The organism is Bartonella quintana (assembly GCF_009936175.1).
GTDB lineage: Bacteria > Pseudomonadota > Alphaproteobacteria > Rhizobiales > Rhizobiaceae > Bartonella > Bartonella quintana.
In genome coordinates this window covers 937877-961050 of sequence record NZ_AP019773.1, presented here as the reverse complement: position 1 = coordinate 961050, position 23174 = coordinate 937877, and the positions used below count along the sequence as shown (strand labels likewise).

General features: G+C 37.4%; 22 protein-coding genes. 19 read left to right on the top strand and 3 right to left on the bottom strand.

Annotation, left to right across the window (positions count from 1 at the left end; all coding sequences use genetic code 11):
- Positions 1 to 31: 31 nt before the first annotated feature.
- The gene (uvrC, locus tag MF1_RS03920; RefSeq protein ID WP_161510507.1) at positions 32 to 2068 is read right to left on the bottom strand and encodes an excinuclease ABC subunit UvrC; all 2037 of its coding nucleotides are present in this window, start codon (positions 2066 to 2068) and stop codon (positions 32 to 34) included.
- A 382-nt stretch (positions 2069 to 2450) separates the two neighbouring features.
- Positions 2451 to 3293: a 23S rRNA (adenine(2030)-N(6))-methyltransferase RlmJ gene (locus MF1_RS03915; protein ID WP_161510506.1), complete on the bottom strand. Its 843-nt coding sequence runs from the start codon at positions 3291 to 3293 to the stop codon at positions 2451 to 2453.
- Between the two features lie 668 nt (positions 3294 to 3961).
- On the opposite strand from MF1_RS03915, the gene MF1_RS06890 reads away from it, so the two are divergent.
- The 11 genes from MF1_RS06890 to MF1_RS03865 all read left to right on the top strand — a co-directional run bounded on the left by MF1_RS06890 (position 3962) and on the right by MF1_RS03865 (position 12959).
- Positions 3962 to 4486 carry a hypothetical protein gene (locus MF1_RS06890; RefSeq protein ID WP_244614180.1) on the top strand — a complete coding sequence of 175 codons (525 nt, stop codon included), beginning with the start codon at positions 3962 to 3964 and terminating at the stop codon, positions 4484 to 4486.
- A gap of 196 nt (positions 4487 to 4682) precedes the next feature.
- A complete protein-coding gene (locus MF1_RS06885; protein ID WP_244614197.1) occupies positions 4683 to 4868 on the top strand; it encodes a glycoside hydrolase family 3 N-terminal domain-containing protein in 186 nt (61 codons plus the stop codon).
- A gap of 411 nt (positions 4869 to 5279) precedes the next feature.
- Positions 5280 to 5591, top strand: coding sequence for a twin-arginine translocase TatA/TatE family subunit (gene tatA / locus MF1_RS03905; RefSeq protein WP_011179259.1), 312 nt, complete (start codon positions 5280 to 5282; stop codon positions 5589 to 5591).
- Between the two features lie 65 nt (positions 5592 to 5656).
- The gene (locus tag MF1_RS03900; RefSeq protein ID WP_042995357.1) at positions 5657 to 6097 is read left to right on the top strand and encodes a twin-arginine translocase TatA/TatE family subunit; all 441 of its coding nucleotides are present in this window, start codon (positions 5657 to 5659) and stop codon (positions 6095 to 6097) included.
- On the top strand, positions 6094 to 6885 hold the full coding sequence (tatC, locus tag MF1_RS03895) for a twin-arginine translocase subunit TatC (protein WP_014923964.1): 792 nt from the start codon (positions 6094 to 6096) through the stop codon (positions 6883 to 6885). Before MF1_RS03900 ends, tatC begins: the two co-directional genes overlap by 4 nt.
- Positions 6886 to 6932: 47 nt before the next feature.
- Entirely contained in the window at positions 6933 to 8210 is a 1278-nt protein-coding gene (gene serS, locus MF1_RS03890; RefSeq protein ID WP_161510505.1) for a serine--tRNA ligase, read from the top strand.
- A gap of 133 nt (positions 8211 to 8343) precedes the next feature.
- Complete coding sequence (locus MF1_RS03885; RefSeq protein ID WP_014923966.1) at positions 8344 to 9003, top strand: protein-L-isoaspartate(D-aspartate) O-methyltransferase; 660 nt, start codon at positions 8344 to 8346, stop codon at positions 9001 to 9003.
- 168 nt (positions 9004 to 9171) lie between these two features.
- Positions 9172 to 10344, top strand: a complete 1173-nt coding sequence (locus MF1_RS03880; protein ID WP_161510504.1) for a M23 family metallopeptidase — start codon at positions 9172 to 9174, stop codon at positions 10342 to 10344.
- Positions 10345 to 10741: 397 nt separating this feature from the next.
- A complete protein-coding gene (gene yajC, locus MF1_RS03875; protein WP_161510503.1) occupies positions 10742 to 11194 on the top strand; it encodes a preprotein translocase subunit YajC in 453 nt (150 codons plus the stop codon).
- 521 nt (positions 11195 to 11715) lie between these two features.
- Positions 11716 to 12102, top strand: a complete 387-nt coding sequence (locus MF1_RS03870; RefSeq protein ID WP_014923969.1) for an Mth938-like domain-containing protein — start codon at positions 11716 to 11718, stop codon at positions 12100 to 12102.
- On the top strand, positions 12099 to 12959 hold the full coding sequence (locus MF1_RS03865) for a phytoene/squalene synthase family protein (protein WP_161510502.1): 861 nt from the start codon (positions 12099 to 12101) through the stop codon (positions 12957 to 12959). The genes MF1_RS03870 and MF1_RS03865 overlap by 4 nt, the downstream gene beginning before the upstream one ends.
- 692 nt (positions 12960 to 13651) lie before the next feature.
- On the opposite strand, the gene MF1_RS03860 is transcribed toward MF1_RS03865, so the two are convergent.
- Entirely contained in the window at positions 13652 to 15541 is a 1890-nt protein-coding gene (locus MF1_RS03860) for a peptidyl-prolyl cis-trans isomerase (protein WP_014923971.1), read from the bottom strand.
- A gap of 153 nt (positions 15542 to 15694) precedes the next feature.
- Between MF1_RS03860 and tpiA the strand changes: the two genes are divergently transcribed.
- From tpiA to pdhA, 8 genes are all read left to right on the top strand, one after another.
- The gene (gene tpiA / locus MF1_RS03855; RefSeq protein WP_011179269.1) at positions 15695 to 16459 is read left to right on the top strand and encodes a triose-phosphate isomerase; all 765 of its coding nucleotides are present in this window, start codon (positions 15695 to 15697) and stop codon (positions 16457 to 16459) included.
- An 81-nt stretch (positions 16460 to 16540) separates the two neighbouring features.
- Complete coding sequence (gene secG, locus MF1_RS03850) at positions 16541 to 16996, top strand: preprotein translocase subunit SecG (protein ID WP_161510501.1); 456 nt, start codon at positions 16541 to 16543, stop codon at positions 16994 to 16996.
- A gap of 126 nt (positions 16997 to 17122) precedes the next feature.
- A complete protein-coding gene (pyrG, locus tag MF1_RS03845) occupies positions 17123 to 18751 on the top strand; it encodes a CTP synthase (protein WP_014923973.1) in 1629 nt (542 codons plus the stop codon).
- A 35-nt stretch (positions 18752 to 18786) separates the two neighbouring features.
- A complete protein-coding gene (gene kdsA, locus MF1_RS03840; protein ID WP_014923974.1) occupies positions 18787 to 19623 on the top strand; it encodes a 3-deoxy-8-phosphooctulonate synthase in 837 nt (278 codons plus the stop codon).
- 72 nt (positions 19624 to 19695) lie between these two features.
- Entirely contained in the window at positions 19696 to 20964 is a 1269-nt protein-coding gene (eno, locus tag MF1_RS03835) for a phosphopyruvate hydratase (protein WP_014923975.1), read from the top strand.
- 108 nt (positions 20965 to 21072) lie between these two features.
- Positions 21073 to 21477: an NINE protein gene (locus MF1_RS03830; RefSeq protein WP_011179274.1), complete on the top strand. Its 405-nt coding sequence runs from the start codon at positions 21073 to 21075 to the stop codon at positions 21475 to 21477.
- A 194-nt stretch (positions 21478 to 21671) separates the two neighbouring features.
- Positions 21672 to 22001, top strand: a complete 330-nt coding sequence (locus tag MF1_RS03825) for an FtsB family cell division protein (protein ID WP_042995358.1) — start codon at positions 21672 to 21674, stop codon at positions 21999 to 22001.
- Positions 22002 to 22129: 128 nt separating this feature from the next.
- Entirely contained in the window at positions 22130 to 23170 is a 1041-nt protein-coding gene (gene pdhA / locus MF1_RS03820; protein ID WP_014923977.1) for a pyruvate dehydrogenase (acetyl-transferring) E1 component subunit alpha, read from the top strand.
- Positions 23171 to 23174: the final 4 nt, after the last annotated feature.

Sequence of the window (23174 nt, the reverse complement as noted above, 5' to 3'; positions counted from 1 at the left end):
AACCTAACAAGGCAAAGATTACGAAACAAGTCTATTTTTCATTAAAATGGTTATGAATTTTTTGTGCAATCGTGACAGAAATTCCTGTAACTTTTGTTAAATCTTCGAGTGAAGCGTTAGCCACGATTTTAGCACTTCCAAAATGATGAAGCAATGCACGCTTTCTTGTTGGACCAATATTTTTAATTTCATCAAGCGGATTTTTCAATGTTGCTTTTTTTCGTTTTATTCTGTGAGTTTTAATTGCAAAACGGTGTGCTTCATCGCGTAGACGTTGCAAAAAATACAGGATAGGGTCATGTGGGGGAAGTGTAAAAGGTGTTTTTCCTTTTATAAAAAAACGTTCATGTCCCGCTCTACGGTCAGCACCTTTAGCGATTCCCACTACTGTAATGAAATCGTCTAATTTTAATTCAGCGAGTATTGTATGCACACTGTTGATTTGTCCTTCACCTCCATCGATTAATATAAGATTAGGCCAAATGGAAAAACAATCTTCGTCTTCATCTTTTATGCTGTTGCTTTCATGAGGTAGACCATGTTCTTTGATAAGGCGTGAAAATCGTCGTTTTATAACTTCTTTCATCATGCCAAAATCATCGCCGGGTGTGATATCAGTCGAGCGAATATTGAATTTGCGGTACTGATTTTTAAGAAATCCCATTTGATCTGCGACAATCATTGTGCCTACTGCATTTGTCCCCATAAGATGAGAATTATCATAGACTTCTATACGGTGTGGAGTTTGAGGCAGCTGAAATACTTCGGCAATTCCCTGAAGCAGTTTTGTATGTGTGGCTGTTTCAGCAAGCTTATGTCCAAGTGCTTCATAAGCATTGATATAAGCGTGATTAACCAGGGTTTTACGTTCACCTTGTTTTGGTAAAGAGAGGAAGATTTTACGATTTGCTTTTAGACTGAATGCCTCTGCAAGAAGTGTTTTTTCTTCAATTTCTTCAGATAAAAGAATGAGTTTTGGAAGTGGCTTATCATCGTAGAATTGGGCAAGGAAACTGGCTAGAATTTCACTACGAGAGAAAGATGGATCTGCTTTAGGGAAATAGGATCGGTTTCCCCAATTTTGCCCCATGCGGAAAAAAAACACTTGAATGCAGGTTATTCCTCCCTTTTGCGCAATGGCAAATACATCTGCTTCTTCTATTGTTTGAGGATTAATGCCTTGATGGCTTTGTATGTGAGAGAGGGCTGATAAACGGTCACGATAGACTGCTGCTTGTTCAAAATCAAGATCTTCTGCGGCTTTATGCATAGCTTGAATCATATCATTTTTAACGGATTGGCTTTTTCCCGAAAGGAACGCTTTTGCTCCTCTAACGAGTTCTCTATAATCATTTTCACTGATTTCATGAGTACAAGGAGCAGAACAGCGCTTGATTTGATAAAGCAAACAGGGGCGTGTACGATTTTCAAGAACTGAATCGGTACAGGTGCGTAATAAAAAAGCGCGTTGTAAAACATTGATTGTTTGTGTAACTGCACTCGAAGAGGCAAAAGGACCGAAATAATGGGCTTTTCGTGTTCGGGCGCCGCGATGTTTGTAAAGTGCAGGTGCTTTGTGATTCTCAGTAATAATGATATAAGGAAAGCTTTTATCATCACGCAGCAACACATTAAAACGTGGATGCAACCTTTTAATGAGATTCGCTTCTAAGAGGAGCGCTTCTGTTTCTGTATGGGTAACAACAAATTCCATATGATATGTAGCACGAATCATACGGGTAATACGGTTATTATGTCTTTGCTCGCAGGTATAATTTGAAACGCGTTTTTTTAGATTACGTGCTTTGCCAATATAGAGAACATTACCATTTTCATCAAACATCCGATAAACTCCTGGCTTATGCGGAAGATGTTTGACAAACTCTTGTATGAGTTTGGCTCCTTTGAGTTGGTTTTTATCACTTCCTTGATTGGCGTTGTCCCATGGAATATTAGAGAGAAAAGGGAAGTTGTCTCGTTCATTTTTGGACAAGCTGTGTTGTTTTTCAAGACCATTTAGTTTATTCGGAAATGTTTTGTGTTTTCCATATGAAATATTCTTCTTCATTAAGTCTTATCATTTATATATTGGTAGTTTTTTTTCCTATAAATGCCGCATTATGGCATGAAATTACGCGATTTTGGAGTTATTATTTTTCATAAGAAAAAATCCGAAAACAGTTCCACAGAACAGTTTTACAAATTCGCCAATTTTATTTATGAACTGATTGAAATAATAATTTTGTTATGATTCAAGAGTAGCTTTAAAAGAAAAAAAATCAAATCTGTACTTCTCGCTATTTTTTACATTAGCTTGATATGCTTCAAAAGGTCAAAGAATTTGTGTAGTGTCACACTTGTGAGCAGTTTCATGCTCTTTAATTCCTACGAAAAGGGTCTTGATTCAGGAAAAACATAAAAAAGTAATTTTAACATAATAGATGTTCTTTTTAAAGCCATTTATGAGTCATTTGTGCATTTTTGTCTTGCCCGAGCCGATCGAGAAGAAAGGGGCTGAGTTTTTTCATTTCTTCTTCCAAAAGATAGGGAGGATTGATAAGGATCATACCACTTCCATTCATTGTCGCCGGTATCGAGCTTTTTCGAATACGCATTTCAAGTTGTAGAATTTTTGGAATTCCTGTTTGATGAAGCGCGTGAAGAAAATTTTCAATTTCTTTTTTATATTTAACAGGATACCATAAAGCATAGATTCCTCCTGGGAAACGGCGATACGCCTTCACCAATCCCTCAATAAGACGGGAAAATTCACCAGGTTTTTCAAAGGGAGGATCAACAAGGATGAAACCACGTTTTTCTTTTGGTGGTAGATGAGCATTTAAGGAAAGCCACCCATCCAAATGCAGGACTTTTGTTTGATAATCATTGGCAAAATTTTTTGCTAAAATATGGTAATCTTCAGAGTGCAATTCAATTGCGATGAGTCGGTCTTGTTTACGCAATAATTGGCGAATAAGAAAAGGGGATCCAGGATAGAATACGGTTTCTTTTTTTCCCTTATTAAGTGTTTCAATGGTATCGCACCATGGACGAAGGAGTGCTTTTAAATTTTCTGGGATAGGGGCTGACAGAAATCGTTGAACGCCGTCGTGCCACTCTTTTGTTTTATGTGCTTCTAAAGAGGAAAGATCGTAAATGCCGATACCGGCATGCGTATCTATAACACGAAAAGCTTTTTCTTTGCGTTTGAGATATTCGACGATGCGGGTGACAATAATGTGTTTAAAAACATCAGCAAAATTGCCAGCATGATAAATATGCCGATAGTTCATGAGTAAATTCTACCATATTTATAACTGCTCACCAGACCTTTTTTATTAACATGAAACGGCGATTTTTCTATCAACAAAAGTTTTATTGGAGAGATAAAATAATATCTTGATCAAAAAAGCATTATGTTTGGAAGAATAGCAATGTCATAGATTTTTAGTTATTGGCTATGCTGTTTTCTCTCAATTCAATTTATATGAACTGGATTAATCACTAAGATTTTAAATCTTTTATCGAAATATGGACAGGGATACAAAAAAAACTTCAATTGAAGCATTTGGTATATTGTGAGAGAATTTCTTTATTATTTTAGCTTCAAAAGAAAAGGAATGAAAAGTACAAGCTCATTGAAGCATCAGTGGAGATTGCTAAAGATTCTAATCAATTTACATATTAATCAATAAACTTGCCAATTATTTGGAGATTGATACATTATTTTTAATGTCTAAAAAAGCACTGTTAAACTAATCGGTTTCTTGCTTTAAGAAAGCCGATATAAATTCTAGGAACAAGAGTAGTAAAAAATGCTTGTGTGATGTGTAGACAGATTTCTCACGGGAGCATTTAAGTAATAGCTTTCGTTATTCAAAGCACAAGTTTTACTTTCATATGCGCAATGGTCAGATTTTTGTGTATGAGACCGAAATAGAGCTTTAAAAATTGACATGAGATGTGCGAGCTGTCTCAATCAAATGAGGGATTAGGGTCAAACAAGCATCAAGGTATTGCGATAATTTCAGAAATAAAAGCTATGATTACTGGTATTTCTGGTTTTTTCCTAAGAGAAGATGAAAAAATGTTCATTGTTGAACATAAACCTTGGGCTTTTATTTTGTTTGTACGCAATATTGTGTCGGAAGATGATGTGAAGGTGCTTACCATATCTTTACGTGATGTAAGTGGACGTGATAATATTTTATTTTTATTGATCAGAAGGGGGGGAGTACAACATTTGCTTCCACTTCCATCTCTAACTCTAGTAGCTCATTATCCATCAGCTGCACTTTGGGGAAAGTTTATAAAAAAGATTAAGATAAGGGAATTTGTACTGCATGGATTATGTCTCGACTTTATGCTTTTTGATTTAATGAAATTTGGCATCAATGCCAATTTTCTTCCTGTTTTAGATGTTCCAGATGGAGCGCACGATATTATTGAACACGTACTTATGGTCAGGAACAAGAAACAGTTGTAGCTTTAGGGCGTGCAGCAGCAGCCCAGGGGTTGGTTTTGGGATAGAGGTATTTTACCGGTGATGAAAAACTATTCCCGGACATGGACGAGCGCTTTGCGATACGCATTTTAAATTAGCATGTGTCGCTGCACAACTTAATATTTTGGAAAAGTATGATTTTTTGCCTTTTTAAAATTTGGCTAATTTACCAACTGCGATGACTGCGCATATTGTCTATAAGGCAGTTGACGAGCGAGTTCCTGTAACGCTTTCTAAGAGAGTTATTGAGAATGTTATTCGTGAAAATATAAGTTTTGACGGGTTTTTAATGGCAGATGATGTTGTCAATGAAAGCTCTTTCAGGGAGTACGCTTTCAGAAAATTTTTCCGATTTAACACGTAAAATTTTTGCTGCAGGCTGTGACATTGTTTTTCGCTGTAATGGTAATTGGAAAAGATGTTTGCAATTGCGCAGATAACGCCATTTTTAAAAGACAAAGCATTAGAACCTGCGGATAGTCCTTGCAGTAGGTTTTTGCACTCAGACAGATCAGATGAAATTGCCTTGATAGAGGAATTTTCAAACCTTTTGACTTTTTATTTAAAGAGGTTTGTCATTTTTGATTTATCTGTGTTTGTTGGAATGCGCTGAGAAAAGTAGAGAGAGGCTAAAAAGTCAGTTTACAATAAAAACATGCGATTGCCTTTGACTTTAGAAGAAAATATACAAGTAAGATATGGCTATATTTGGTACATTCTTTACACAGTAGGCATGAACAATTGAAAGCAAATTTAAAAGCAGTGAGAGAAAGTGATGGGTAATATTTTTTCACCAACACATTTAATTGTGATTTTACTGATTGTCCTTGTGCTTTTCGGACGCGGTAAGGTTTCTGAATTAATGGGCGATGTGGCTAAGGGGATTAAAGCTTTTAAAAAGAATATGAAGGAAGAAGGAGAACTTCTCGAGGATAAACTTGAAATGTCCGACTATTCCAAAACAACAGATGTTAGACCTCAACAATCTCAGCCGTTATCGGTGAAGCGTGCAGCAGAACGCAGAAAAGGTTCTTCTTCCTTTAAAGAAGGCAAGGCGTCTGTTGCTAAAAAACAGCGTGGAAAGTAATAAAGACGCAATTACACACTCAATAATTATACATTATTTTTTAATAAGGAAGTCGAGTATAAGTGATGTTTGGGATTGATGGGCCAGAGTTTCTTGTGATCTTATTTGTTCTCATCATCGTAGTTAGATCGAGAGATTTACCGAAAATGCTAAGGACAATGGCAAAAGCAATAGCTTATGTACGTTCAACAGCGAATGAATTTCGTCATCAGTTTGATGATGCAATGAAACAAATCGAGCTCGATGATTTGCAAAAAACATTATCGGATATTAATGATCTTAATCCAAACAAGAAGTTGATGGAAATTTTCAATCCCATTCATGATGCAGTAGGGGATGTCCGCAATAATTTTGATGTAAATACAATGCACCATAAATCAGAAAAAAATAAAGAAATTGTTGGATATGATCAGAACAAAATCAATGAAGAGGTAACAGTATCTGTTGATTCTCAAAGTTCTGGAAGTATTTCTGTAATTTCTAAAGATAAAGAAGATGCATCATGAATGAGAGAGATGAAGTTGATGCCAATATGGCACCACTTTTAGAACATTTGATTGAACTTCGTCAGCGAATTATTGTTGCTCTGATCGCATTTTTAATAGCTTTTATGATGTGTTTTCTCGTCAAAGACTATATCTTAAATTTTTTGATATGGCCTTATCAGTGGGCAATGAAAATGTCGGGTGGTAATCCTGAAAGTATTCGTCTGCAATCAACACAAGTATGGGAAACTTTTTTAACGAAAATGAAACTTGCTGCTTTTGGGGCCGCTATTTTGTCATTTCCCTGTACGGCTTTTCAGTTTTATAGCTTTATCGCACCAGGTCTTTATAAAAATGAACGCATGGCTTTTTTACCATTTCTCATTAGTAGCCCTATCTTATTTTGTATTGGGGGAGCATTTGTTTATGCTCTATTAGCGCCGATAATGCTTTGGTTTAGTCTTTCTCAGCAATTTCTTCCAGGTGTTCATTTAAGAATAGAGTTTATAGTCCGTATCTCCGATTATTTGAGCTTTATGACATCGTTTATGCTGATTTTTGGTTTGATTTTTCAATTACCTCTTGTCACCAGTCTTTTAACGAACGTTGGACTTTTAACTTCTCATGGTTTGGTATCTAAACGAAAGTGGGCTATCCTCGTCTCTTTTGTAATTGCGGCGATAGTAACTCCATCGGATTTTTTTACTATGTTTGCAGTGGCTTTACCAACGATTGCTCTTTATGAGATTTCAATTTTAATTGCCTACTGGATAGAAAAGAGAAAAAATCCTCTTAAGAGAAGTTTATAACTTGTGCGATAAGAAACGAATAGAAACGATGCAAATGAGGAATTTGGATGCTTGATATTAAGTGGATTCGTGAATACCCTGAAAAATTAGATGAAGCATTGGCAAAGAGAGGCATTGAGCCACAAGCTGAAAGGTTAATAAAACTTGATCTTGAGCGGCGGTCACATGTTGCTAAAGTGCAATCCGCACAGGAGCGTCGCAATGCGGCTTCAAAGGAAATAGGACAGGCTTTAGCTGCGTGTGATCAGACAATGGCTGAACATCTTAGAGCTGAGGTTGAAGAGATTAAAGTCTTTCTTTCTTCTGCTACAACAGAAGAAAAGCGATTGACAGAGAACTTTGAGAGAGCTCTTTCAACACTCCCGAATATTCCATTGGATGATGTTCCATTGGGTAAAGATGGAAGTGATAATGTTGTTATTCGACATTTTGGTACACCTGTGATGTTTGATTTTACACCAAAGGAACACTTTGATCTTGGTCAAAATCTCAAGCAGATGGATTTTGAGCGGGCAAGCCGTTTGTCGGGTGCACGTTTCACAGTGCTTTCAGGGGCATTGGCCCGGCTTGAACGCGCATTGGGTCAATTTATGCTTGATGTGCATGTTGATGAACATGGTTATACAGAAGTTTCGGTACCTCTTCTTGTTCGTGATGAGATTGTTTATGGAGCAGCTCAGTTGCCGAAATTTGCTGACGATCTCTTTCGGACGACAGATGGTCGGTGGCTTATTTCTACAGCAGAAGTACCGTTAACCAATTTGGTAAACAATGAAATTCTTGAGATATCAGATTTGCCACTGCGCTTTTCTTCTTTGACTCCTTGTTTTCGCTCAGAAGCTGGATCTGCAGGCCGTGATACACGTGGTATGTTGCGTCAACACCAGTTTTGGAAGGTAGAAATGGTATCAATTACTACTGAAGAGCGGTCTTTAATGGAACTAGAACGTATGACGGAATGTGCAGAAGATGTATTAAAACGGCTTGGTTTGCCTTTTCGTACAGTGGTTCTTTCTACTGGTGATATGGGATTTGCTGCCCGTAAGACTTATGATATTGAGGTGTGGCTTCCTGGCCAAGGATGTTATCGTGAAATTTCCAGTTGTTCAGTTTGTGGAGATTTTCAAGGGCGGCGCATGAATGCTCGGTATCGTAAAGAAGGTGATAAAACATTAAAATTCGTTCATAGTCTTAATGGTTCTGGTACAGCTGTTGGTCGTTGTCTTATTGCCATTCTTGAGAATTATCAGCAGGCTGATGGGTCGATTATTATACCAGATGTTTTACAACCTTATGTAAAGGGTATGCGTTGTATTACTGCTTAATTTTGCAAAAGGAAAAACGATATAAGTTTATTGCTAGAAAATGATGGCATGCAAACACAAAGTTTTGCCATTTTAAATGAGATAATGGGGGCGTGTAATCATGTAACTCCTTTGTTGGAGATCGGATGATACTATGAATCAAAAGGGTATTTTACGATTTCATGAGGAGTTGGCCGGTCTTGTGCTGAAAATGCGCAGCAAAGGAATTGATGATGTTCGCTTTTTTGCAGCATTGGAGAAAGTTCCGCGGCAGCAGTTTGTGGCTTCTCCTTGGTGTAACAGCGCATATGATAATAAAGTTATCCCAATTGAGTGTGGTGAATATATTGAGCGTTTGGAAGAGCAGCTTTTGATCCTTTTTGCTTTATCGTTGAAAAAGAAACATCGCATCTTAGAAATTGGTACGGGTTCTGGTTTTTGTACTGCCCTTATGGCATGTCTTAGTGAACGTGTAATAACAATTGATCGCTATAAAACACTTATTGATTTGGCGCGTCAAAAATTTCAAACTTTGGGAATTGAGAATATTGTTTTACGACAGTTTGATGGAAGCCGTACTGTTACAGGTTTTGGATCGTTTGATCGTATTCTTATTTGGCCATCACGCTCTGATGAACCAAAGGAATTTTTAGAACTTTTAACTGAAAATGGCATTCTCATTCAAGCCATAGGACCCGATGAAGGGGTACAAACGATTACGCGTTATACAAAAATTGGTAGCCGATTTGAGTGCTTAGAAATGTTTCAAGTGCGCTATCAACCCTTTATTGAAGGTATTGCGGAAACACTTTGATTTTCAGAGTGTAGGTACTCCCTCAAGCATTTCATCTTTTGCTTTATAGCAAATTCAGTTTGATTTTACCGTAAAGATATTTTTGAATAAAATATCTTAGTTTTAACTCTTAGGTAATATTAAAAAGTTCTAATAGAGTAATTTGAGTATTGGCGAGTGAGCAAAACTATGTATTTAAAAGTTTTGGGTAAGATTTTCTGTTGTAATCAAGGGATAACCCTTTTAGCGATGATAACGATTCTTGCGGGGTGTAGTTCTGGTACACAGCGTTTCGCTAATATTTTCTCTCATCATACGGTTTCTAATCGGTCCAATATGTCTACAACGATCCCTACAGATCCGGGAATGCTATCGTACGGTGGCGATGTAATACAAAGCACTGAATTGCCACCTGTGGAGCCAAGTAATAATTCATGGGCTGATGACAGTGCTTCATATAATTCTCCACGACAAGACGGGACGCTTTCTCCTGATGGTCGAATTATAGGGACTCCGCCACGCAATCTTGGAACAATTTCTCGTTCAATGAATAATACTCCTCTTTTTCGGCGAAACTCTTATATCGTTCAAAGTGGGGATACATTATTAAGCATTGCACGGCAAATAGGGATCAGTGTTGAGGCATTAAAATTAGAAAATGGCATAAGCAATAATAATTCTATTTATATCGGTCAGGTGCTTATGATCCCAGGCAGGCGTACGGTCGCAACTTCGAATGCTCAAAATGATGATAGGGTTACATCAACAGAACCTTCATCCAAATCTCAAGTCAGGTCTTCTATACGATATCAGAAAGCTCCATCTACAGATAAAGCTCCTATAATAGCCATGCCTTCTTCAAAGATAAACAGGTCAAATGCTGAGCAGAATTCTTCCACACAGATGCCTTCATCGAATTATAAAACGGATGTTTTGAACACTGTAATGAATACGGATAATGGTGTGACTCCACAAGCTACGGGAATTTCTAAGATGCGTTGGCCGGTACGAGGGCGTTTATTGAGCCAGTTTGGTCAAAAGAAAGGGACGGCAACGAGTCGAGGAATAGATATTGCTGTACCTGAAGGCTCATCGGTAAAGGCAGCGGAAAATGGTATCGTTATTTATGCAAGTGATGGGTTAAAAGAACTCGGCAATGTTGTTATGATTCGACATGAAAATAATATTATCACTATTTATGGATATAATAGCAAGCTTGTTGTTAACAGGGGGCAAAGGATACGGCGTGGTGATGAGATTGCTAAGTCTGGTGTTTCAGGAGATGTTAAAACTCCACGTGTTTATTTTGAAGTACGTAAGAATTCTTTACCTGTTGATCCTATCGAGTATTTAGAAAACTAATTCATGATGGCTTTATTTTAAAAGTTTATAATTCATATAGTTTTCGAACAAAACAAGCAATGTGATTAAATCAATGGTATTTCAGCAAAAAAATTCACACATTTTAGGAGAGCGATCAGTTGTGCTCATTGGAAAGGAAGAAAATTGTTTTACATCATTTGTTTTTCCAGTTAGTGAAGATGCTTATATTCATGATATACAAAACGAGAGAAATAAATCTGTTTTTTAAAATTTTTTCTCGTTGCCTTCTATCTCTTAAGGATTTATTGCCTTTCGATAAAGCTGTGAGTACATTGTGTAATTATCGCTCGATAGATCCTTTAGAAGCTTTTTGCAGCCAAAAGCCTTGTTTTAGGAGAGTGGCAAGTACCTGGAGTTTAATCTATAGGAGATAAAAATGTTTATTACTAATGCTTATGCTCAAGTTGCAGGGGATGTTTCCAATGGGCCTTCACTTGTTACTTTTGTCCCTTTCATTTTGATTTTTGGAATTATGTATTTTTTTATGATTCGCCCTCAACGTGCGCAAATGAAAAAACGCAAGGAAATGCTTGATGCTGTGCGTCGTGGTGATACCGTTGTAACGGGTGGTGGTATTATTGGCAAGGTTACGAAAGTTTATGATGAGAGTGGTGAATTAGAGGTTGAAATTTGTGACGGTATGCGTGTTCGCGTTATTCGTTTAACATTGTCGGATGTTCGCGTTAAAGGAGAACCCATTTCGGAAGAAAAATCAAAACCTAATGCTAAAGTAAAAACACAAAAAAAATCTGAAGCTAAAATTGTAAAGAAGGAACGTGTGGGTGCATCTAAAGAGAAGAAAGCTGTATCAAAGGAAGGAAAAGCTTAAAGTATAATTGTAATTTATTATGTTCTTTTGCAATTGATTTTTATAAACAATGTATGGCCCTTTTATAAACATTTCACTGTATAAGTTGTTTGATAGTCGATAAACGAACATAAAATTTTGTTTTTTGCGGGTTGTAAAAGAAGAGTTATTTCATTTGTGAGGTAGTGTGATAATTTTCATTGTCCTTTGAATAAAAGCATTATTTTGTTGTCTTATAGAATTTGCTTGTTTTTGAGAAAAGAAGTTGAGATAAACTTTTCTTTTTTAATAAATGTGTTTCAACAAATATGAATATGCTATTGGCTGCATTTTATTGCAAACTTTTTCATAGTCTCTGTAACAAGTTTCATATATTGCTTATTGTATTATTAGGGTGATATTTTTGGATGAAAGATTTTGCATCAACAGTGCTATGTAGGTATATGATTAATATACCAATGTTTATTATTGGTTCTTTGTTGACTTTTAGGGGTGAAGGGAAAAAAACGCAATTGGGTTTTTAAAATAAAGGACACTGAATGATGTTTCATGCAATTCAAATCCGTGAGGCGCATTTTCCAGGACGTGCACCCATTGATGCTTATGGAAATGGGGGCTTTCGTTTTGCTGATATGTCACATAGAGGTTCTATTATTTGTCTACCATCAGGTATTTATGGTATTGATATGGAAGGGCCTATCCCTACTCAAAAGGATATATCTCGTGTTTTAGAAGAGTCAGATAAGATTGAGGTTTTATTGGTAGGTACAGGGGTTGAATTATTGCGATTACCTGAAAAGTTACGGATACTTTTATGGGAAAAGCGTATTTCATCAGATACAATGAGTACAGGAGCAGCAGTACGTACGTTTAATATTCTGTTAGCTGAAGATCGTGCAGTTGCTGCCTTATTGTTTGCGGTAGAATGATCAATTTTCTTCCTTATAGTCTTAATATATTACGTGCTACGGATCGTGATCGTTATATATCAGTTTTATTTGCGCCTAAAAAAAAACGTAGAGCATTAGCTGCTCTTTATGCTTTTAATGCAGAAGTTGTTCGTGTTCGTGAAAGTGTGCACGATCCCCTTATTGGTGAGATCCGATTACGCTGGTGGTATGATTCTATCGCTCATAGTGAAATGCAAAAGGGTGAAAGTAATCCAATTTTGAATGATTTGTTTATGGCAATCACTCTTTTTAATTTACCTAAGACAGCTTTTTTACGTTATTGCGATGCAAAGATTTTAGATCTTTACCACAATCCAATAGCAACTCTTCATGATCTTAAACTCTATTGTGGCGAGACGGCAAGTATAATTTTACAGCTTTCTTGTCAAATATTAGATCCTGATGCGGCACAAGATTTTACAGATGCCTATGAACAGGGAGGGATTGCCCAGGGATTAAGCGGCGTATTGCGTCTTTTATCATTCATGCAATCACGATATCAATATTATTTACCTTCTGATATTCTCAAGGCTGTAGGGGTAAATAGGGAAGAGTTGGAGTCCGATCGTATTAGCAATGAACAAAAATGCCATATAATTGAAACTATGGTAGCATTATCACAAGATCATTATACTAGGTTTTACGAACATTTTAGTGCTTTGCCTAAAACTTTGAAACCAGCATTTCTCCCATTAGCAATTATACCCGCATCTCTTCAAAAGGCAGTACAATTGGGAGCAGCAGTTTTTCAAGAAAGCGCAACTTTACCATTACTTCATCGTTATTGGTTTATAACAAAAGCAGCGATAAGCGGTAATCTTCCAAAGATATTGTAGAATAAATGAATATTAATAGAGAGAGAATCAATAAAGCTACGGACAAATTTTTTTGTCATTTTAGAAACAGCACTGACGTGTGGAGCGGGATGATCTCAAAAGAGTTAAAATTTTTATTTATAATATGAAAATATTGCGTATTTGTTCATTTGTTGTGCATATTTGGTTTAGAAACTTGCATCAGTAGATGCAGAGAACGCAAAATATGAGATCAAATAATACATCAACTGGTTTTCTAATAACATTTTAAATTTTTATACTCAGCGCTTTGGATATATTGGTAGTTGTTTTATTTGCTGATAAAGCATGATTTCTGTTTCGATGATGGAAAAAAATTATCTTTACAGCCACAGAGAAATTTTTGGCTGCGGATAGACTGTGAAGATATAAGTGATCACCGTTTATTATGATAGACACTTAATAGTCCAGCTTGGACCAACAATATTTTTTATACACTCAAAGAACCATTTTCTAAATTTCATTCGCATATCTCTTTAGTGCTGTTCGATAAAGCTGTGAATTACATTTATTTTTCTGTAAATTTGCGAATTTGCACGAAATCCGATTATTATACAGATTTTATTCATGTCCCAAAATGAGACAAGAAGCAAATTGCCTTGCTTTTTTACTTGTAGGCAAAGTGCTGACTGCAATTATTATTAAATAAATGCTTAAAATCATTTGCAAAACTTTTACTGAAGAGCCTGGAAGATTTTATGAGAGTTAGCGCTATTAATTTTTAAAGGATGTTTTTTATTCGCAACTTGTAGCATTTCTAGCTTTAGATCTTCTCTTATCATCCTATCTATATTGGTACGAATATCAGGTGAAAGGGTCTGAGCAGTGAATTCTTTAGGCATAGTTACTTCCTTTATTTGATAAAGGATGCGGTTTGTTGCAACCGGACCTTTTACTATGCCATAATGACCTTTTGGATCAGAAAATAATGCTTTAACGCCTTCAAGTCCAAAGATTTCAGATGAATCTTGACGCCGAAGGGGTTGTGTCGTTTGTTTTGTAACACCAAGTATGTGGGCGAGGGAAACAAGACTTTGTCCTGCAGTGAGCTGCTTGAGAGCATCCTTAGCTTTTTCATCAAGAAGGCGTTGGACTTCTTCACTTTTCCATTGGACAATAGCATCTTGTTTCGCTTCTTCAAATGTTTTATCGCGTGCAGGGATGATCGTATCTACCTGATACCAGAGATATCCACCTTCTTGGAGAGAGAGTGGATCAAGATCAGCACCTTCTTTTGATTGATAGATGGAGTTTAATAAAATATCTTTCTCAGGTAAATCCATGAGGATTGTGCCTTCACTTGTTTTCCCTGTTTTATCAATGGTGATTGTCCGTAGAGGCAATTTATATTGGTCAGCAAGCTCTTTGAGAGAAGCTCCTTCAAAACGCGCATTTTCAATTGCTGTATAATTATTACGCATATCATCTGTAGCACGATTTTTGGCAAGCATTTGTCGAATATTTTCTTCTACGTTTTCAAAGGGAATGGGACTTGAAGGTACAATACTTGTTACGCGAATAATAACCGGACCTTGTAAATCATTTATCACAGCACTGACTTGCCCTTGTTTGAGTTCAAAAATCTCAGATGCTAGACGATTGGGAAGTTCACTTTCTACTAAAGGGCCTTTTTTTATATCATTGAGCGTTTTTTTTTCAGCTTTAACTAAGTCATCAAAACTTAATCCATCAGCTATTTTTTTTGCCGCATTATCGGCAGCTTCACGTGTAGGGAATCGCAATTCTTCAATCGTGCGTTTTTCAGGAGCTATAAAACGTGAAGTATTTTCGGTATAATAGGCTCTGGCCTCATCTTCTGAGATATCTTCAGGTTTTATAAATTTAGCGAGTTTCATAGATAATAAAGAAACAGTGCGGTATTCTGGAACACGAAATTCATTCTTATGTGTTTCAAACCATTTTTGTAATGTTTCTTGATCAGGGTCAGAAATTGTTTTCTTCTCTTTTAGATCAAGAACGAGATAGTCGGCGATACGGGTTTCTCCTTGATAAAGAGCAAGTGCTTTGTAAAAGAAATCTGGCGCTTTCATGCCTGAAAGCGAAGCTGCAATGAGCTGTTTACGCTTCTCTTTTTTGGTATAATAATCAAGGAAATTACTTTCACTGATATGTAATTGCTGAAGATAGTTACGGAACAAATTCTGATTAAAAACGCCATTTATTTGAAACATATTATCAGCACCAAGGCTACGGGCTATTGCATCTTGCGAAAGATTGATTTTCATTTGACGCGTTTCTTCATCAAATAGCACATCTTGTTGTAATTGACTAAACACAAAAGTGGGGATTTGGTATTGCTGCATTTCATTTGGTGTGAACATTCGTCCAAGATGAGAAGCGAGTGCTAAACGTAAGCTTTGATCAGCAAGCGCGAGATGATAATCATCGACAGTTATTGTAGATTCTCCAGAAGAGATAAGGTCTCTTTCACTTTTTGTGTGTAACTGTGGTATCCCCCATAAAAAGATGAAGCATAAGAGCAAACTAACGAGAAAAATTCTAGCAACCCAAGAATTCGTGGCGTTTCTTATGATGTTAAGCATCGTTCAATTCCATTTTTGGCATGAATTATCATCAAAGCAATAATAGAATTTGCAATAAAGATGCGTAAGATGCAAGCTTAAAGACTTGCTTTTGTTTTATAATTTGATACCTAAAGATAAACAATGTGTTGTAATAGCGCTTGAGGTGAAAATATGTCTCCAAATATTCGACCTTTTATTGCTGGAAATTGGAAAATGAATGGAACTGTTGAATCTCTTGGAGAGTTGCGTGCTATTGCTGCTGGCGTTAGCTCTGATTTAGGCCATTTGTTTGAAGCACTTATTTGCGTTCCAGCAACGCTTTTATCGCGTGCTTCTGATGCACTTAGTGGTGAAAATCTTCTCTTGGGGGGGCAAAATTGTCATTTTGATGATTGTGGTCCTTATACTGGGGATATTTCAGCTTTTATGCTTAAAGAAGCAGGAGCAAGTCATGTCATTATTGGGCATTCAGAACGTCGCACAGTTTATCAGGAAAGTGATGCAATTGTTTGTGCTAAAGTGCAAGCAGCGTGGCGGGCAGGTCTTGTTGCTCTTATTTGTGTTGGGGAAACATTGGAAGAGCGCACAAGTAATAAAGTGTTCAATGTGCTCACGCGCCAGCTTGAAGGATCTTTGCCAGATGGCGCAACAGCAGAAAATGTCATTATTGCTTATGAACCTGTATGGGCTATAGGTACTGGCAATAGCCCGACTTCAGCAGTTGTTGCAGAAGTCCATGATTTTATTCGTCATAAGATGTGCTCTCGTTTTGGTGATGATGGGAGAAAGATGCGTTTGCTTTATGGTGGATCAGTAAAACCATCTAATGCATTCGAGCTTTTGAGTACTGTTCATGTGAATGGTGCTCTGATAGGTGGAGCAAGTTTAAAAGCGATTGATTTTTTAACTATTTGCGATGTTTATCGTAAATTATAAAAGAAGAATCTTGGTTTTCCCTTGGATTGTGTGCAATTTATGTGTAAATAGCCATAAAGAGTTATTTGAAGAGCAGGATTTATGCAAACAGTACTTATTGTTATCCATTTTTTGGTTGTTATTGCTTTGGTTGGTATTATATTAATCCAGCCTTCGGAAGGCGGCGGGCTTGGTGTTAGCAGTGGTTCGGGGTTGATGAGAACGCGTGGGAGCAAAAATGCATTATCTCGTTTGACAGCTATCCTGGCATGCTGTTTTTTTACAGTATCCATTGGACTTACTGTAGTAGGGAGTATATCGAACTCCAGTTCTGATATTTTGAAGCGTATACCAATTAATTCAGAACAAAATTCTACAAATAAAGACGCTTCAGAGGCTATTCCATCCTCAAATGGCAGGTCCCACCCCTCTATTCTTGAGCAGCTGGGTGGCGTTTCGGTTCCATCTCAGGAACAAAATCAGCCTACAAATTCTGCAATTGAAAACCCAGTTCCATCGCTTCTTGAAAATCCAGTCCCTGGTAGTGCTACAAAGTAGTTTTTTCAAGAGAGTATAACTTAAAAAGGTGATTTTTTCACCTTTTTTATTTTATAGAAGAAAAATTATTTTTTTTTGCATTTTTTTCTGGAAAAATCATTATAAATTGCTTATCACTATAAGCCCATGGCACGTTATATTTTTATTACTGGTGGTGTGGTTTCTTCTCTTGGAAAAGGCATTGCAGCAGCGACGTTGGCTGCGCTATTGCAGGCACGTGGATATCGCGTACGGCTTCGCAAACTTGATCCTTATTTAAATGTTGATCCAGGTACGATGTCACCTTATCAACATGGGGAGGTTTTTGTGACAGATGATGGCGCAGAAACGGATCTTGATCTTGGTCATTATGAACGTTTTACTGGGCATTCTGCAAATAGCCAAGACAATATTACAACAGGGCGTATTTATCGCAATATCATTGAACGGGAACGACGCGGTGATTATTTAGGGGCAACAGTTCAGGTTATTCCTCATGTTACGGATGAAATTAAGAGATTTATTACTACCGGAAATGAAGAATTTGACTTTATTTTGTGTGAAATAGGTGGAACGGTTGGTGATATTGAGGCAATGCCTTTTTTGGAAGCGATTCGTCAACTTCACAATGAATTACCAAGACAGAGTGTTATCTATGTGCATCTTACATTGATGCCTTATATTTCTTCGGTGGGTGAATTAAAAACCAAGCCGACACAGCATTCTGTTAAGGAGTTACAATCAATTGGTATTTCTCCCGATATTCTGTTGGTGCGTGCAGATCGACCTATTCCAGAAACAGAGCGGTGCAAATTATCACTTTTTTGTAATGTGCGTCCAAGTGCAGTTATTCAGGCATTGAATATGCCAACGATTTATGATGTGCCTATGGCATATCATAAAGAAGGGTTAGATTCAGAAGTTCTTTGTGCTTTTGGAATTGATCCGACGCCTAAGCCAAAAATGGATCGTTGGGAAGATATTGCATATCGGATTCATCATCTTGAAGGGGAAGTTACAATCGCTGTTGTTGGAAAATATACGGGATTGAAGGATGCTTATAAATCTCTTATTGAAGCGATTGCACATGGTGGTTTAGCCAATAAAGTAAAGGTTAATATTGAGTGGATTGAAGCAGAGCTTTTTGAAAAAGAAGATCCTGCGTCTTATTTACAAAAAGTTCATGGAATTTTGGTTCCTGGTGCTTTTGGGGCGCGTGGTGCAGAAGGTAAAATTCAAGCAATTCAATTTGCACGGGAACGTAAAGTTCCGTTTTTAGGTATTTGTTTTGGGATGCAATTGGCTTGTATAGAAGTTGCGCGCAATATTGCAAAGATTGAGAATGCTTCATCAAGTGAATTTTGTGAGACAAAAAATCCGATTGTAGGTTTAATGACAGAATGGCTCAAAGAGGATGTGCTTGAGAAACGTGCAAAATGTGGAAATCTCGGTGGTACAATGCGTCTTGGTGCTTTTGCAGCTGAATTAAAGGAAGGTAGTCATATTGCTAAAATTTATGGGATGACCAGGATTCTCGAGCGGCATCGTCATCGTTATGAGGTGAATGTTGATTATAAAGACAAGCTTGAACAGTGTGGTTTGATCTTTTCTGGTATGTCTCCAGATGGTGTTTTGCCAGAAGCGATTGAATATGCAGATCACCCATGGTTCATTGGTGTTCAATATCATCCAGAATTGAAATCACGTCCATTTGATCCACATCCACTTTTTTCTTCTTTTATTGAAGCCACTGTAGAACAGAGTCGATTAGTTTAATTCAAAATTTGATTATTTACTTTTTAAGGAATAAAATGTTTCAACCAAATACCATTGTGAAAGTTGGAAATATTGTTTTTTCAAATGAAACGCCTTTTTCATTAATTGTGGGGCCGTGTCAGATGGAAAGTCGGGATCATGCTTTTGAAATGGCCGGTCGGATTAAAACAATTACAGATCAAATTGGTATTGGGTTTGTGTATAAATCGAGTTACGATAAAGCCAACAGAACATCCTTGGGTGCGGCTCGTGGTATTGGTCTTGAAAAAGCGATGGCTATTTTCTCTGATATCAAAAAGGAGTTTGGCTGTCCGGTATTGACCGATGTCCATACAGAAGAGCAATGTGCAGCTGTTGGTTCAGTGGTAGATGTTTTACAAATACCTGCTTTTTTATGTCGTCAAACAGATCTTTTGGTAGCAGCAGCCAAAACGGGGCGTGTTATTAATATTAAAAAGGGTCAGTTTTTGGCTCCGTGGGACATGGAGAATGTTTTAAAAAAGGTCACTCAGAGTGGTAATCCACATGTTATGCTTTGTGAGCGAGGCACTTCATTTGGTTATAACCGACTTATTTCTGATATGCGTTCATTACCTATTTTGCGTTCGTTTGGAGCTCCTGTTATTTTTGATGCAACGCATTCTGTTCAGGAGCCGGGTGGTCAAGGTGATTCATCTGGGGGACAACGTCAATTTGTTGAAGTTTTGGCGCGTGCAGCTGTTTCTGTTGGGGTTGCAGGTATTTTCTTAGAAACGCATCAAGATCCAGATAATGCACCTTCTGATGGACAAAATATGGTTAAAATCGATCATTTACAAAGACTGCTTGAGACTTTAATGGAATTTGATTATCTGTCAAAAAAGGTGAATTGAATAGAGAATATTTCGCCATTATGTTGTTTGACTTAAATCGAGACTTTTGTTGGATTGGATAAGGAAACTCACATGACTATAATTGTCGATATCATTGGGCGTGAAGTACTTGATAGCCGAGGGAATCCAACAGTAGAAGTTGATGTTCATTTGGAAAATGGGATTGTAGGTCGTGCTTTTGTTCCTTCAGGCGCATCTAAAGGGGCCCATGAAGCTATAGAACTTCGTGATGGTGGGATACGTTATCAAGGTAAAGGTGTTGAAAGAGCGGTTGCTGCAGTAAATGGTGAAATTCTTGAGGAACTTGTTGGGCGAGATGCAAGAAATCAAATCGCTATTGATCAAGCAATGATTGCTTTGGATGGAACACCAAATAAAGCGCGTCTCGGTGCGAATGCTGTTCTCGGCGTTTCATTGGCTGTTGCGAAAGCAGCAGCAGAATCATTGTGTTTACCTTTATATCGTTATATTGGTGGTACACAAGCGCATGTTCTTCCAACTCCCATGATGAATATTATTAATGGTGGTGTCCATGCTGATAACTCGATTGATTTTCAAGAATTTATGATTATTCCCGTAGGTGCGTCTACGCTGAAAGAAGCAGTTCGCTACGGTGCTGAAATTTTTCATATGTTAAAAAAGCGCTTAAAAGATGCGGGTCATAATACCAATGTTGGTGATGAAGGTGGTTTTGCCCCCCAGTTTAAAAGTGCTGAGCAAGCAATTGATTTTATTATGGAATCTATAATAACCTGTGGTTATAAACCAGGGGAACAGATTGCACTTGGTTTAGATTGTGCTTCAACCGAATTTTATAAAAATGGTTCGTATTTTTATAAAGGTGAAGGCAAATGTCGTAATACCCAAGAACAGGTCGATTATTTGGCGCAACTTGTTAAAACTTATCCTATTATTACGATTGAAGATGGGATGGCTGAGGACGATTGGGAAGGTTGGAAGTTACTCACTGATTCGATTGGTAAACAATGTCAGCTTGTTGGCGATGATTTATTTGTAACAAATTCAGCGCGTTTGCGCGATGGTATCAAAATGGGTGCGGCCAATTCTATTCTTATTAAAATGAACCAGATTGGCACGTTGAGTGAGACACTTGATGCTGTAGAGACAGCGCACAGAGCAAGTTATCGTGCTATTATATCGCATCGCTCGGGCGAAACGGAGGATTCTTTTATTGCGGATCTTGCTGTTGCAACCAATTGTGGACAAATTAAAACTGGTTCGCTTGCCCGTTCGGATAGATTAGCAAAATATAATCAGCTCATTCGCATTGAAGAAATGCTAGGGGCACAGGCATGTTATGCTGGTAATTGGCATTGTTGATGGTTATAAGCGTAAGATGTTTTTAGATTATGATATCATTTAAACAGAATTATGAATTCTAATTGTTTTCTCAAAGATATATAAGCAACAATTTTATAGGTGATAAAGATGAGAGGTGTGATTATTAGTCAAGATCAAGGGGCTTATCTTGTATCGGGTGATGATGGTAAGCGTTATCAATTTGCGACTTGGGATTGGTTGGGAAAAAATCCACCGAGGGTAGGGGACACCGTTGATTTTGTGTGTGAGGGAGATTCTGTTAATTCTGTTTTTCCATTGTTAAAACAGGGTTCAGAGCACTCAAGAGTAATGTTCGCCCTCATTTGTTGGTTTGCTGGTATATTTGGTGTTCATCGTTTTATGGTTGGTAAAGTTTGGACTGGTGCTTTAATGCTTATTCTCTCTTTATCAGTTGTCGGGTTGATAGTTACTGGGATTTGGGCAATTGTTGATTTTATAGTCATTGTGGCTGGGAACTTTACTGACAAAAATGGGTATAAAATCACGAGTTAGTGGATACTGTGTGTTTATAATATAAAATGCAATAAAGGAGAGAGCTTACTTTTGTTGTAGTAAGAATATTAAAATGTATGGTGACAGGTTACTTCAGTGTGTGAATTTGGTAATAAGATATAAGATATTAACCAAAATCGTGTAGAATTGGGAAAAATATTAAGGTGATTATGCTGTAAAGACTGTGTTCTTTTATGTGGACAAAACAAAAACCCAGATCGATCAAAATGCGCTTTGTACTTCCACTTATGACAGTGGGAGTTGTCAGCTATTTCAGTTACCACATTTATCATGGTCAGTACGGATTGTATTCATGCAATGAAGTTAATCAACATATTGTCGAATTAGAAAAGGAACTTCATAAGGTAGAAGCTGAGCGGATGTTCATTGAAAAGCGTATCTTTCTTTTACGCAATGGGCATATTGAAAAGGATATGCTGGATGAATATGTTCGGAAGAATTTAAACTTTTCCAAGCCAAATGAATTGACAATTTTAACCCCCTTAAATGATATTAAAAGTTAATTAGGAATCGCTTAATTTCAAAAAATATTTTAAAACAATCGTCTATGATAACACTTCAGCTGATTGATAATGCTTGTAACTTTTGTTCATAAAGGTTATTCCTAAATAATCATAAAAGGGAGTTTAATATGGCAGAACGATCTAAAAAAAATTCTGCATCAGTGGTGCACACTGCATTATCAAACACCACAAAGAGAGCACAAATAGCGCGTTTTACAAAAGAAGAGGAAATCCATTCTTATCGTGAGATGCTTTTAATTCGTCGTTTTGAAGAAAAAGCAGGGCAGCTTTATGGTATGGGGCTTATTGGGGGATTTTGTCATCTCTATATTGGACAGGAAGCTGTTGTTATTGGAACGCTAAAGGCAGCAAAAGAAGGTGATCAGGTTATCACGTCTTACCGTGATCATGGTCATATGTTGGCGGTTGGGATGAGCCCGCGTGGGGTTATGGCAGAATTAACGGGGCGTCAAGGTGGCTTTTCCAAGGGAAAAGGTGGCTCGATGCATATGTTCTCTAAAGAAAAGAATTTTTATGGTGGGCATGGTATTGTTGGTGCACAGGTTCCTATAGGCTCAGGTTTGGCATTTTCGAATCAGTATCTGGGTAAAGATAACGTGACATTGGTTTATTTTGGTGATGGTGCTGCAAATCAGGGGCAAGTTTACGAAAGTTTTAATATGGCTTCGCTTTGGAAGCTTCCAGTTGTTTATATTATTGAAAATAATCAATATGCGATGGGAACGTCAGTTGTCCGTGCATCTGCAGAGATTGATTTTTCCCGTCGTGGTCTTTCTTTTGATATTCCAGGTATTGTTGTTGACGGTATGGATGTTCGAGCAGTAAAAGGAGCTGCTGATGAAGCAATTACTTGGGCACGTTCAGGTAAGGGGCCAATCATTCTTGATATGCAGACCTATCGCTATCGTGGACACTCCATGTCTGATCCAGCGAAATATCGCTCAAAGGAAGAGGTTCAGAAAATAAAAGAGGAGCAGGATCCGATTGATCAGGTAAAGAATCGGATTCTTACACAAGGTTTTGCAAGCGAAGATGATTTAAAGTCCATTGATAAAGAGGTGCGTGCGATTATTGCAGATGCGGCAGATTTTGCGCAAAGTGATCAAGAGCCAGATGCTTCTGAGCTCTATACTGATGTTTTAGTTTGATGCG